The sequence below is a fragment of the Methyloprofundus sedimenti genome (assembly GCF_002072955.1).
Classification (GTDB): Bacteria; Pseudomonadota; Gammaproteobacteria; order Methylococcales; family Methylomonadaceae; genus Methyloprofundus; species Methyloprofundus sedimenti.
On the sequence record NZ_LPUF01000004.1, the window covers coordinates 218,667 to 232,440 of the forward strand.

The window sequence follows — 13,774 nt, forward strand, 5'->3', positions numbered from 1 at the left end:
TTTTAATCATGGATTTTTAGAATGGAGCTTGATAATAAATGATTCAAACTCAGTATGGTACTTTCAATGGTGATACATGGGAAGATTTGTGCCAGCTTGTTTTCAAGTCAAAATATGGAGATCAAAATTATCAAGAAATGCCTGCATCTCCTGGTGATTTTGGTATTGAAGGATTTATAAAAAATAATGGAGTTGCTTTCCAATGCTACTGTCCAGATAGGCATTACACTCAAAAAGAGTTATATGATAAGCAAAGAGATAAGATCACGAAAGATCTTAATAAGCTTAAAAAATATGAAGCTGATATTGAAAGCAGAATAGGTAGCAATAAAATAAAAGAATGGATTTTTTTATCACCATCAATTACTGATAATGAATTATTAAAACACTCTCAAACAAAACAAGAAGAAGTGAAACTTTGGAATCTATCAATAATAGCTTCTGATTTTAAAGTAATCCTAAAAGATGCTGATTTTTACGCTAAAGAAATACATGAAATTCAGAGCGCAAAAGGAAATAAACTTATTTTTTTATCAGCGTTAGATGATATCGAAAATATACCCTTGAAGGATATGAATGAATATGAAAAAAATATTAGCCGCAAGAATGAAAAGCGATGCATTTTTAATGGTGCAATAGATGAGAAAAAACATAATCGTTTAAATAAAATAACGTCCAAAAAATGGACTGATGGTGATACCTTTTTAGGAAAAATAGAAAAAGAAGCTTCTGAAATATATTTCCAAATAATTCGAGTAATTAGCCAGTATGAAAGTGAAGTTGAAGAGTTATGTATCACATGGCAAGGTGATTCTGAGGTTCTAATTTCTAAAATAAAAGATGAACTAGGGGTAAGAATTGGGGAAGCAATTCCTTCATTAGGTGAGGCTGAACGCTATAAAATAGCAGATGAAACAACCTCTAAATGGTTGGCACTTTGCCCGTTAGATATTGAGTGATGAATAAAATCACCTTTCATAGAAAACCAATGCCAATTTTGGCTGACTATAGACCTTTGTATAAAATAACACAGGTTTTATTGATTCTCTTTTTATGCTCCAGAGGGAAAAAGTCAAGTCTAATAAGAATCCACTTGATAAGCTGGGCAATAAAGGATTCAAGAAGAAAATCTATTCTTCTTGAATCCGCTAAAAAAAATAAAGTTCATTTTGGTGTGTGGGGTATTGACCCAGCAGTGAATTTTGCACTTCAATACTCTTTAGGTGAAAAGCTCGTTGAGATGTCTGGTGTGTCTTATAAATTAACAGACAAGGGCGTTAATTACATAAAAAAAATTGGTGAGGATGATATTTTAGAAGGAGAATATAGTTTCTTAAAATCAATCGGTTGCAGGATTACTGAAGGAATGGTTCAAAGTATTGTTGAGGAGTGGGAATGATTGGAATATCAATCAAAAAATTTGAAATTTTGCTTTATACCGCATCTGGTGATTATGGGTTTAAATGTGAGTTTGGCACAGGATTAAACGTTATTAGAGGTAATAACTCTTCGGGGAAGAGTACATTAATCAATGCCTTAATTTACTCCCTAGGAATGGAAGAGCTGGTTGGGGGCAAAGGAGTAAAGGTTTTACCATATGCGCTAAAGGAATATGTTGAAGGCACTGAAAAAGACAAAATTAAAATATCATCTTCATATGTAATGGTTGAGATTGAGAATAAGTTGGGTGAAGTTATAACATTAAAACGAGCTATTGTTTCTGAAAACAAAGATTCAAAGTTAGTTGAAATTATACAAGGAGCCTATCTATCTAAAGACGATAGTTCTTATAAAGTAATTCCAACATATCTTCATGATAAAGGCTCTGCGCAAGGAAATAATTCAGGTTTTTTCTCGTATATTGAAAAATTTATGGCATTAGAGTTACCTACAGTCGCTGGGTCTAATGGAGGTGAAATAAAACTATATTTACAAACAATATTTTCTGCTCTTCTAATTGAACAAAAAAGAGGTTGGACAGATTATATTGCTAACACACCTTACTATGCAATACGGGATGTAAGAACCAAAATAGTGGAATTTATCTTGGACTTAGATATTTTTGAGAATGAAAGGCAAAGAGCTAAAATATTGTCCGAAATATCACAAATTCAAAAAAATGGGTAGAAGAAAGGTTTGAACTGAAATTTTCTGCTGAACAAAGTTCAGTTATTGTTTTAGGGGTTAGAGAAACTGTAGTTGATGATTTTGACCCGAAACTGGTTGAGCTTAATAAAATATCAGATGATAAAGAAATCCAAGTATATTCATATATTGGAGATCTAGTTAATAGAATTGAAATAATAGAAAAAAAAGGAACCTCATTTAGTGATAATTCCTCTGGTGACTTGATCAACTCATATAATCAGTCTAAAAATGAACTAGACAAATTAATATCATCATTAGATAACAGCAATTCAGATATTAGACTAGCAAAATCTAGATTACAGGAGTATACAAATACAAAAATAGGTATTGAGGAAGAGTTAAAAAAGAATAAAATTGCCTTAAAACTTAAAGAGTTTGGCGCAGAACAAAACTTAGAAATAGCCAAGGACTGTTGCCCATCTTGTCATCAGAAAGTTGATGATTCATTATTGCTTGCAGATACGCTTGTTCAACCAATGAGCCTTAATGAAAATATAAAATACTTAGATAGCCAACGTAAAATGGTTGCTAGATATTTAAAGGGGTTAGAACAGTCTATCCAAAAACTTGAGATTCAATCTACTGGATTAGCTGAGGAAATCTCTGATAAAAGAATGTTTTGTTTAAGTTTAAAAAAAGACTTACGAGCATTCGACGTAGTCAGTGAAAGTGAGGTTAGGTTAAAAGTTCAATTAGAAGATAAAGTTTCAGGTTTAACGAATGCGATTGATTTTATAAATGAATCAATTGAAAAATTGAGAATTATTAGCATTCAATATAAAAAATCTAGAGGAGAACTGGCGAGAATACCTACTAGAAAAATGTCGAATTATGACTCTAAAAAATTGCGTGAATTACAGACTTCTTTTAGAGGCCTAGCTCAACTGTTTGGCTTTAGGAGCGCACCAACTACTGATATAGAAATAAACCCTACTTTATTTCCTTATTTATCAGGAATAGAGTTAAGAGAAGTTAATACAGATATAAAATCGGACTCTTCTGCAAGTGATTTTGTGCGGTTAATTTGGGCATATCTTATATCTATATATTCAGTTTCAAATAAATATAATGGAAATCATCTTGGTTTTCTTGTCTTTGATGAACCAGCTCAGCACTCAATGGCGGTTAGTAGTATAAATTCATTATTTAAAGCTTTGTCTAAAGAGGGGGCTTTGCAAAGTATTGTTGCGGCATCTTTTGATGAAAGTGATAGAGTATTCAGTGAATCTGTTGATGGTGTAGAATATAAACTTATTACTGTTGGTGAAAAACTATTAAAACCATTGGCCCCAAAAGCATAACAATCACATCCACTTGCCCCTAAAAAGCGTCATTTTTTTTGCGATGCAAAAAAATCGCCCCTTTTTACGTCAAGTGATGTGGGCGTTAGATTTAAAAGGAACGGACTATGAAGCTCAAAGATTTTGTTGCAGAAACATTGAAGGAAATTGTTGATGGAGTTATAGAGGCTCAGGAGTACTACAAGGAAAATGGAGGTTCGATCAATTCCAGTTCGATTACTTTTAGAACTGACCAAGGCTTGCAGATGTGGAACTCAGAAAATGGTCAACCTGTACAGCAAATTGAATTTGATGTTGCTGTTACAACTACTGAAGGCACGGAAACCAAAGGTGGCATAGGTGTTTTTGTTGGCCCTGTAGGCCTAGGCTCCCAAGGGAAATCTGATGCAACCAACGCGTCATCGAGCAGAATTAAATTTTCAGTTCCTATTTTGTTGCCGAATGGCTAAGAAATCTAACGAACAAGGTTAGATTGTGATCGCGAAGCGAGCCACAATCTGAACCGTTTGTTGGACAAGTCCGGTGGGATAGTGGAAAGTCGTTTAAATCCGCTCTATGAAAATAGCTTTTTGCTGATCAGCCCGATTGATGAATCGAACCTCTGGGAAAAGGGGTCAAACCCTGAGGTATCCCCACGAATTTAGACAGCCTCCAGCTTCTCAAAATATCCTTTCAACATCGTCTGCGCTAATTCTAGATAGTCCGCTGGAAGATCAAACTGAACATATTTGCACGCTATTCGAGCAAGGAAAATTACAGAATAGGGTGTTCGATTTTTACCGGTATTGACCCAGATATGCCGCTCAGTGTCTGAGCCTTTCAAGCTAGAGAGAAAACAGAGGGTCAGAGAAACAGAGGGTCAGGTCCCGAATTGCGAATTCAAATAAACCATGATAAACAACGATTTAAAACTTTAGGCATGGGACTTTATTAAATATCTTGCCCGTAGTTCATGTTGAATGCGGAGAAAGTAAGATCTGTGTCATTTCTGCTCGAAAAGCAGGTATCTTTCATATTCCCCCTAATCTAGTTTACATTTTTCTATTGTGTAAGTGCTGGGAGCGCGGACACAACTTGCCCGCTTTTATTAACCATACGCAGGCGAGCCGCCCGCGCTCCCAGGTAAAAAACAACAAAAGTGTCTACTGGGAAATGAAGTATGCCGCAAAATGCACGTTAATAAAGCTAGCAAAGGTAGTTTAAAAAACATAATGCCTGATTTCAGCTCTTTTAAAACCACTAGATTTGGCCAAGAAAAATAACTGTGCGTATAATTAATCGAAGGTAAGTGGGTTAACTAAAGCAACTTTTAGTTTTTCTTGTTAATTAATTTTCTGAGACTAATAAAATGGCCAAAAAAAAACAACAAGTAGAGCGTATTGAAAACAAACTTAAAAAATTAAGTGTCGGAGAAATTGAACAAGCCGTGGAAAAAGCCATTGCTGATCTAGTTGGGGATGAATATCACGTCAACATTAAAAAGCTTGATTTTAATTTTGATAATTTGGGATTTGGGGGTGATAGCTGTAGTTTGCACCTGAGCATAGAGAATTACTCAGATTTTGATGATGATATTCCTTTTTAGAGTTTTTTCGCATCAGTATTCCCTATTTGTCGACTTGTACTGTAACCCGGAAGCTTATGAAATAACACGTAGACTCCCGCTGGTCTGAGCTAAGCAAATGGTTAGAAGAAAATAAGTTTACCCTGAACCCAGTTATTCAATTTTATTTCAAAATATCATGGAACACCTAAACAACAAAACAAGCAGAACGGCTATTTTAAGCTTAATTTTCTCGGCTTTATTAACCGGCTGTTCGACTCTTTCCGTAGCTGAGAAACCGACCATTCATGCCGCCTACACGCTATTCGCCCCTTCTCAAAGTGGCGACCCGCTCATCTATGCACGCACGGTAATTGATGGTGTCAATGCGGACTGTCCAACTTTATCCAGCGAACAAGAGTCGATACCTACTACCCCGCGTCACAATCCAGACTCAAATCACTTCCCGGTAACGGTCTGTGAAGCGATCATCCCATTCAACCGTACGTTGACTATACTCGGCACCAACATCAAGTTTGCCGCAGTTAAACGCTCTCCAGTAAACATTCTTGTCATCGGTGACAGCGGCTGTAAAAAGAAAGACTGCACGAAAGGTGAGAGCGCTCAACCTTTTGGCCAATTGGCTATTGATGCCGCAAAACAGCCTGCCGATTTGATTCTCCATATGGGGGATTATAACTATCGAGGAACCCAAGGGAGTCTGAAATTCAAGGGCAAAAAACACCCCATCTACGATGCAGGTGATAACTCCCCCACCGATTCGCAATGCGAGCTGGAGGGCCCATATTATAGTCAGAATGCGCTTGGCAGCTCGAAAGCCGACCACTGGAAAAAATGGCGCGATGATTTTTTCCGGCCCGCCGAACCTCTGTTAATGAGCGCCCCGTGGGTTTTTGCACGAGGTAACCATGAGCTCTGCAGTCGAGCGGGGCCGGGCTGGTTCTATTTTCTCGGCCCGGGCAGCAATTTGAACGGTGCAGCTATGCCTCAATTAAGTTGCCCAGATCAAGGCGATCTAGCCAAACCGGATCGCAATGTTCTCTCTCATCTTAAATTTGTCGAGCCTTATCAACTAAAATTGACTGGCTTGCAGTTACTCGTTTTAGACAGCGCCAATGCTTGTGATGGTTATGATCCGCAGGAGACAACCACGCTTTACACCAGGCAACTTGATCAACTCGCAGCGATGAGCACGAATCAGACAATAAGCTGGTTAGTCACTCACCGACCATTTTGGGGAATCAAGAATAAGGGTAAACAAGCGGTCAATGTAACGCTGCAGAAAGCCCTTGCCAACAGTAAAAACACCGCACTGCCATCCGCTGTAAAGCTCGTCTTATCCGGCCACAAACATCTGTTTCAATCACTCACTTTCCCCAGCCAGCGTCCTCCCCAGTTGCTCGTCGGTAATAGTGGTGTAGCACTCACTTCTCATGCTACGGAAGGTTCATTCAAAGATCTCATTGATGATCAGCTCGCTAACATTGACACCATCGTTCAATTTGGTTATTTAACGATCTCATATAAGACTGATGGTTCATGGCATGGTGTGCTTCGCGATGGCACAAAAAAGCTCGCAACATGCAACAGCTCAAACTTACCAGGTTCCATATGTCAAGCTGAGCCATAAAGGCGCATACGCAGATAAAATTCTTGCATCTCGCTTATAAAAGAGTCTGGTTTCTGAGTAACTGGGGGCGGGTACGAATTAAATACCCTCTTTTTAATTTGTTCCTAATATTAATAATGGCTTTCATTCCTTCATCAAGAACAGATTATCTGGTTTTGTCAGTTTAGACTCATTTCGTATTGAAGAAGGCTATTAATAGTAAGGTTCAATTGACCAAACGAAGTGCAAGAGGCTATCGCAATATTGAGTGTTTATTAGCAATATTTACTTCCTAATGTGGTAAGTTATTGTCGATTACCCACGGTATTTCACATAGAGCCAATATTTTGTTGAGTTTATTTTATGCCTGCCCTGAGTAGTGATAAGATACTGCCATGCAAGAACTAACAACTTTAAAATTAATTGAACGTATCAGTACTTTGCTGAGAGCTGAGCAGCGAAAAAAATATTCAGCGTTAGGACTGCAGCCAGTGCATATCCAGACACTTGATTACTTAGCTAGTTGCAATCGATTTAGTGATACACCAGCAGCGGTCACTGATTATTTAGGCTTAACCAAAGGTACCGTGTCCCAAACGCTTCAGGTTCTAGAACGTAAAGGTTATCTTGAAAAGCAGCAAGATGCTGCTGATAAACGCAGTGTGCATTTGAAAATTTTAGCTCCGGGACAAAAGCTCCTCAAAAGTATTACTCCTTTTGACGTGTTTATCAAAGCTGAACAAGCCATTGCCAATAAGCAATTTGATTCTATCACTGCCGCGCTATATGAAGCATTAGTTGCATTACAAAATGTTAATGGCACAAGTAGTTTTGGCCAGTGCAAGAACTGCATTACCTTCAGTGAGGAAAACGATCACTACTACTGCCTATTAATGCAACAGCCTTTAGATCAGGCTGATATAGAAAAAATTTGTCGAGAATTTATCTCTGTTACCAATTCTGGCTTAGTTTAACTGAGTCAACTAAACTTTATTTACATACTTTACTCAGGAATAAAAATGTTTGATCCAAAGTCTATTGATGATATTGCCACACGCTTAAGTGATGCTATTCCTCCTGGTTTTGCTAATCTAAAAGCAGATATGGAGAAAAATTTTCGAGCCATTTTACAAGGCGCTTTAGGTAAAATGGATTTAGTAACCCGGGAGGAATTTGAAGTACAAAAAGGTGTATTAGCCAAAACACGTTCTAAACTAGACAATCTCGAACAACGTGTTGCCGATATGGAACAACAACTTTCAAAGTAAGCAACCGTACAAAAGTGGGGGTGGGCAATTGCCCGCTCTATGCTACGCTCAGAAATAGTTTCATATCATTTTTTTAATTCTATTGGTTAAACCTCCAGAACGTTCAACCCTACGTCGAATAGTTTCTAAAAATACTGTTTTATTAGTCGTCAGCTTAAGTGATTCCTTAGCACGGGTAATACCTGTATAAATAAGTTCCTTAGTTAAAATAGGATTCATCGATTCCGGTAAAACCAACAGCACTTCATTAAATTCAGAGCCCTGGCTTTTGTGAATAGTCATGGCAAATACAGTCTCACAATTTGATAGCCGTGCTGGCATATACTTTCTTATCGAACCATCCGGCATTATGAAAAAAACCATTAATTGCCCACCATTTTCTGTGTCTGGCATGCAGAGGCCAATATCACCATTATATAAACGCAACACAGGATCATTCTGAACAATCATAATGGGTCGCCCGCTATACCACTCCCCTGAACTTTGTATTAATTTTTTTTCTTTTAACTTTTGAGCTACATGATAATTAATATCATCCACACTATTCACACCTTGGCGAGTTGCACAAAGCACCTGAAATGCATTGAATGCAACAAAGCAACTTGTAAATTCAGCTCCTTCAGAAATTAGCTGCAAATAGGCTACTTGCTTATTAGTAATGTAATCGATTAAATCATCTTTTAATAAACACACCTGTGCATGATCTTGACTCAGCAACTCCCAGGCATCTTGCTCTCTTTGTTGATTAACAGCATCTGCAAATGTTTTTATATGTCCTGAGAATCGATAGGATTTTTTTAGTTCCTGTGTGTATTCTGGCAATGCACTTGTTAAATCAGCCAGGACGGTTCCCGTTTCAACCGAAGCCAATTGATCTTTATCCCCCAATAAAATCAATCGGGTATCATTCTTTAAAGCATTCAATAATTTGCTCATTAATGGCAAATCAATCATTGATACCTCATCGATAACCACAATATCAAAGGGCAGAGGGTTATCATTATTGTATTTAAAATAAGGAGAAGGAGGTCTGGCCCCTAATAAGCGGTGCAGAGTGATTACCTGCTCAGGAATTGCCTGCTTAATTTCATCTGTACAGGGTAGCGTACGCTTACTCTGACCTATTGATTGCTGTAATCGCATTGCTGCTTTTCCAGTAGGGGCAGCTAGTGCAATATTTAATGGCTGTTTTGAAAATTCCTGTAATAAAGCAAGTATTTTAACGACTGTAGTTGTTTTTCCAGTACCTGGACCACCCGTTATAATTGTAAAAGGGTCTTTAACCGCTCTAATTGCAGCGTTTTTTTGCCAATCGGTTGCCATACTAACCGGGAAATACTGCTCAATGATCGTGTCTGGAGTTTCTATTGAACGCTCTGTAGCAATCAGATCGGCAATTTTTTTTGCCAATTGACATTCATAACTCCAGTAACGCTGCAAATATAGTTGTTTATTTTCCAGAACTAAAGGGCATTTTCCAGCATCATCAGCCATTCCAGAAGCTAGTACTAATCCTTGTTCTGCAGTATTAAGTTCAATACAGCTATGGCCCTGGCTCTGAGCATAAGACAACTGTGCAATAATCGGGTTAAATTTTTTGGCTTTTTCGGGATCCAATACGCTTAATTGAGTTATAAATCGCGCAAAAGCATAGTCTAAACGACTTAGAGATATTTCATCCTGCATAAAAACATCCATTTAGAAAGAGGCAAATAATAAATGAGAATTAATCGAGTAGCCTGAGCAACTGATAACTATACTGTAGGGCGCAGCTTTAGCCCGCCTTTGCAACATGCAGCATGACAGTGTTGCACTTTAAGGCGGGCTAAAGCCGCGCCCTACCAAGGTTTTTTATTACCGTTTTCTAGAGTTGAGTTATTGTACAACAAAGTAGCAGGCAAAAAAAAACCCAAACTGTTTAGAGTTTGGGTTTTAGAATTAAGAGCTTGGCAATTCCCTACTTTCACATGGATAAATCCACACTATCATCGGCACTAAGCGGTTTCACTTCCGAGTTCGAGATGGGATCGGGTGGTTCACGCTCGCTATGGTCACCAAGCAATCGGTGTTAATTGACTACTCCTTAGTATGAGTATCAATCGTCTCTCCTTTAACTTTACAGTTAAAGCATTGGAAATCTGTGCTGTCTGAGTTTAAATGTCGTTCTCTTACAGTAAAAACGTGTTGTCTGCTTTTGATATAAAGCCAAACGTATTTGGTGTTATATGGTCAAGCCTCACGGGCAATTAGTACAAGTTAGCTTCACACATTACTGCGCGTCCACACCTTGCCTATCAACGTTGTAGTCTTCAACGGCCCTTCAGGGATATTAAATATCCAGTGAGATCTCATCTTGGGAGGGGCTTCCCGCTTAGATGCTTTCAGCGGTTATCCTGTCCGAACGTAGCTACCGGGCAATGCCATTGGCATGACAACCCGAACACCAGTGGTTCGTCCACTCCGGTCCTCTCGTACTAGGAGCAGCTTCCCTCAAATCTCAAACGCCCACGGCAGATAGGGACCGAACTGTCTCACGACGTTCTGAACCCAGCTCGCGTACCACTTTAAATGGCGAACAGCCATACCCTTGGGACCTGCTTCAGCCCCAGGATGTGATGAGCCGACATCGAGGTGCCAAACACCGCCGTCGATATGAACTCTTGGGCGGTATCAGCCTGTTATCCCCGGCGTACCTTTTATCCGTTGAGCGATGGCCCTTCCATTCAGAACCACCGGATCACTATGACCTACTTTCGTACCTGCTCGACCTGTCCGTCTCGCAGTCAAGCACCCTTATGCCATTGCACTAAACTCCTGATTTCCGACCAGGATTAGGGTACCTTCGTGCTCCTCCGTTACTCTTTGGGAGGAGACCGCCCCAGTCAAACTACCCACCATACACTGTCCCCAACCCCGATAAGGGGCCTAGGTTAGAACTTCAAACATACCAGGGTGGTATTTCAAGGTTGACTCCACCACAACTAGCGTCATGGTTTCATAGTCTCCCACCTATCCTACACAAGTAGGTTCAAAGTCCAGTGTAAAGCTATAGTAAAGGTGCACGGGGTCTTTCCGTCTAGCCGCGGGTATACGGCATCTTCACCGCAATTTCAATTTCACTGAGTCTCGGCTGGAGACAGTGTGGCCATCGTTACGCCATTCGTGCAGGTCGGAACTTACCCGACAAGGAATTTCGCTACCTTAGGACCGTTATAGTTACGGCCGCCGTTTACTGGGGCTTCGATCAAGAGCTTCTCCGAAGATAACCCCATCAATTAACCTTCCAGCACCGGGCAGGCGTCACACCCTATACGTCCACTTTCGTGTTTGCAGAGTGCTATGTTTTTGATAAACAGTCGCAGCCACCAATTTAATGCTGCCTTCTTCAGCTCCACGAGCAAGTCGCTTCACCTACAAAAGGCGTACCTTCTCCCGAAGTTACGGTACAATTTTGCCTAGTTCCTTCAGCCGAGTTCTCTCAAGCGCCTTAGAATTCTCATCCCACCCACCTGTGTCGGTTTGGGGTACGGCTTGTTTTAACCTGAAGCTTAGAGGTTTTTCTTGGAAGCATGGCATCAATCACTTCGCTTTTCACAAGGAAAAGCTCGTCATCACATCTCAGAATATAAGCGTCCGGATTTACCTAAACGCTCTCCCTACCTGCTTAAACATACTCTACCAATCGTATGCTGACCTAGCCTTCTCCGTCACCCCATCGCAGTTATAACAAGTACAGGAATATTAACCTGTTTTCCATCGACTACGCCTTTCGGCCTCGCCTTAGGTGCCGACTAACCCTGCGTCGATTAACGTTGCGCAGGAAACCTTGGGCTTTCGGCGTGGGGGTTTTTCACCCCCATTATCGTTACTCATGTCAGCATTCGCACTTCTGATATCTCCAGCCAACTTCTCAATTGACCTTCACAGACTTACAGAACGCTCCTCTACCACCTTACTAAAAGTAAGATCCGTAGCTTCGGTACTATGCTTAGCCCCGGTAAATCTTCCGCGCAAACCGACTCGACCAGTGAGCTATTACGCTTTCTTTAAAGGATGGCTGCTTCTAAGCCAACCTCCTGGCTGTCTGTGCCTTTTCACATCGTTTCCCACTGAGCATAGATTTTGGGACCTTAGCTGACGGTCTGGGCTGTTTCCCTTTTCACGACGGACCTTAGCACCCGCCGTGTGTCTCCCGTGCTAGAACTTGTTGGTATTCGGAGTTTGCAACGGTTTGGTAAGTCGGGATGACCCCCTAGCCGTAACAGTGCTCTACCCCCAACAGTTATACACGAGGCTCTACCTAAATAGATTTCGAGGAGAACCAGCTATCTCCGGGCTTGATTAGCCTTTCACTCCGATCCACAGCTCATCCGCTCATTTTTCAACATAAGTCGGTTCGGTCCTCCAGTAGGTATTACCCCACCTTCAACCTGGCCATGGATAGATCGCCCGGTTTCGGGTCTAATCCTAGCGACTAAACGCCCTATTAAGACTCGCTTTCGCTACGCCTCCCCTCTCGGTTAAGCTTGCCACTAAGATTAAGTCGCTGACCCATTATACAAAAGGTACGCAGTCACGGAACAAGTCCGCTCCTACTGCTTGTACGCATACGGTTCAGGATCTATTTCACTCCCCTCTCCGGGTTCTTTTCGCCTTTCCCTCACGGTACTAGTTCACTATCGGTCGATAAGTAGTATTTAGCCTTAGAGGATGGTCCCCCTATCTTCAGACAACGTTCACGTGCATCGCCCTACTTAATACGTTCTTTTTTTGATTTCGTGTACGGGGCTATCACCCTGTATCGCCAGATTTTCCAGTCTGTTCCACTATCGCAAAAGACTCGGCTACTCCCGTTCGCTCGCGCTACTTAGGGAATCTCAATGATTTCTTTTCCTCGGGGTACTTAGATGTTTCAGTTCTCCCGGTTCGCTTCTCTGACCCTATGTATTCAGGTCAGGATAATCTGCTTATGCAGATTGGGTTTCCCCATTCGGAAATTCGCGGATCAAAGTTTGTTTGAAAACTCCCCGCGACTTATCGCATCCTACAACGTCCTTCTTCGCCTCTTATCGCCTAGGCATCCACCGTATGCGCTTATTCACTTGACCATATAACCCAAATACGTCTTACACGCCCTCTTGCGAGGCTTTTCGATCGCTTGAATTATATGTCAGCTGACATTTTCGCTTTTTCTGCTTGAGAACTCATTTATTTCTTTTTCTCTTCACTTGCGTGAAAAGTCTATTTCTTAAACTCGTTTGAAACTTTTAGTTCGCTTATTTTTTATGTGTTGTCTTCTATTGTTAAAATAGTTAACATCGCATAATCCATAAACTTTCTTTAGTTTACTTTACAGATTTCCAAATTGTTAAAGAGCTTATTAGTTTAATCAACTAATTCTATAAATTCTCTCCGCAAGCCGTCTGCTTGCGTTTAAAGTTTATAGAATTAATTATTAGCTAATTCGTTTTATCGAGTGATGGTGGAGCCAGGGAGGATCGAACTCCCGACCTCCTGCGTGCAAGGCAGGCGCTCTCCCAGCTGAGCTATGGCCCCATGACTGGTTTGTGGGCTTTTTACGTCCCCTTTTAAGTCTAGTCCGTTATAAAGTAATGCGTTTCTTCATCGCTTTATAGCTTACTAGTATTTTGTGCCAGACAAGGTCAATAATGTGACCATGTACGTGTAAAAGTACATGTTGCATTATTTAACGCAGGATAGCGCAAAATTGGTGGGTCTGGGTGGATTCGAACCACCGACCTCACCCTTATCAGGGGTGCGCTCTAACCAACTGAGCTACAGACCCAATTAGTGCTTTAAAGGTCAGTCTCGATTTCTTTGATCAAAATAATTTGTTGTGGATACTCATACAGCATTGCATGCT

Annotated in this window: 11 protein-coding genes, 2 tRNA genes and 2 rRNA genes; 10 read left to right on the plus strand and 5 right to left on the minus strand. The window is 40.5% G+C overall.

Annotated features, from left to right (window positions below; translation table 11 throughout):
* Window positions 1–38: 38 nt before the first annotated feature.
* The 10 genes from AU255_RS18595 to ubiK all read left to right on the plus strand — a co-directional run bounded on the left by AU255_RS18595 (window position 39) and on the right by ubiK (window position 7,890).
* Window positions 39–959: a hypothetical protein gene (locus AU255_RS18595; RefSeq protein ID WP_080524381.1), complete on the plus strand. Its 921-nt coding sequence runs from the start codon at window positions 39–41 to the stop codon at window positions 957–959.
* Window positions 959–1,399, plus strand: a complete 441-nt coding sequence (locus AU255_RS18600; RefSeq protein ID WP_198942696.1) for a hypothetical protein — start codon at window positions 959–961, stop codon at window positions 1,397–1,399. Before AU255_RS18595 ends, AU255_RS18600 begins: the two co-directional genes overlap by 1 nt.
* The gene (locus AU255_RS18605; RefSeq protein WP_080524383.1) at window positions 1,396–2,127 is read left to right on the plus strand and encodes an AAA family ATPase; all 732 of its coding nucleotides are present in this window, start codon (window positions 1,396–1,398) and stop codon (window positions 2,125–2,127) included. Before AU255_RS18600 ends, AU255_RS18605 begins: the two co-directional genes overlap by 4 nt.
* A gap of 221 nt (window positions 2,128–2,348) precedes the next feature.
* Window positions 2,349–3,449 carry a hypothetical protein gene (locus AU255_RS18610; RefSeq protein ID WP_080524384.1) on the plus strand — a complete coding sequence of 367 codons (1,101 nt, stop codon included), beginning with the start codon at window positions 2,349–2,351 and terminating at the stop codon, window positions 3,447–3,449.
* Between the two features lie 107 nt (window positions 3,450–3,556).
* Window positions 3,557–3,898 carry a hypothetical protein gene (locus AU255_RS18615; protein ID WP_080524385.1) on the plus strand — a complete coding sequence of 114 codons (342 nt, stop codon included), beginning with the start codon at window positions 3,557–3,559 and terminating at the stop codon, window positions 3,896–3,898.
* Between the two features lie 899 nt (window positions 3,899–4,797).
* The gene (locus AU255_RS18620; protein WP_080524386.1) at window positions 4,798–5,034 is read left to right on the plus strand and encodes a hypothetical protein; all 237 of its coding nucleotides are present in this window, start codon (window positions 4,798–4,800) and stop codon (window positions 5,032–5,034) included.
* 157 nt (window positions 5,035–5,191) lie between these two features.
* Complete coding sequence (locus tag AU255_RS18625) at window positions 5,192–6,643, plus strand: metallophosphoesterase (protein WP_080524387.1); 1,452 nt, start codon at window positions 5,192–5,194, stop codon at window positions 6,641–6,643.
* A 179-nt stretch (window positions 6,644–6,822) separates the two neighbouring features.
* Complete coding sequence (locus tag AU255_RS21525; protein ID WP_143736027.1) at window positions 6,823–6,918, plus strand: transposase; 96 nt, start codon at window positions 6,823–6,825, stop codon at window positions 6,916–6,918.
* A gap of 99 nt (window positions 6,919–7,017) precedes the next feature.
* A complete protein-coding gene (locus AU255_RS18630) occupies window positions 7,018–7,596 on the plus strand; it encodes a MarR family winged helix-turn-helix transcriptional regulator (protein WP_080524388.1) in 579 nt (192 codons plus the stop codon).
* Between the two features lie 45 nt (window positions 7,597–7,641).
* A complete protein-coding gene (gene ubiK, locus AU255_RS18635) occupies window positions 7,642–7,890 on the plus strand; it encodes a ubiquinone biosynthesis accessory factor UbiK (RefSeq protein WP_080524389.1) in 249 nt (82 codons plus the stop codon).
* A 60-nt stretch (window positions 7,891–7,950) separates the two neighbouring features.
* On the opposite strand, the gene recD is transcribed toward ubiK, so the two are convergent.
* The 5 genes from recD to AU255_RS18660 all read right to left on the minus strand — a co-directional run bounded on the left by recD (window position 7,951) and on the right by AU255_RS18660 (window position 13,696).
* Entirely contained in the window at window positions 7,951–9,576 is a 1,626-nt protein-coding gene (recD, locus tag AU255_RS18640; RefSeq protein ID WP_080524390.1) for an exodeoxyribonuclease V subunit alpha, read from the minus strand.
* Between the two features lie 258 nt (window positions 9,577–9,834).
* A 5S ribosomal RNA gene (rrf, locus tag AU255_RS18645) occupies window positions 9,835–9,949 on the minus strand.
* 166 nt (window positions 9,950–10,115) lie between these two features.
* Window positions 10,116–12,998 (minus strand): 23S ribosomal RNA (locus AU255_RS18650).
* Window positions 12,999–13,370: 372 nt separating this feature from the next.
* Window positions 13,371–13,446: transfer RNA gene (locus tag AU255_RS18655), tRNA-Ala, on the minus strand.
* Between the two features lie 173 nt (window positions 13,447–13,619).
* Window positions 13,620–13,696, minus strand: a tRNA-Ile gene (locus AU255_RS18660).
* Window positions 13,697–13,774: the final 78 nt, after the last annotated feature.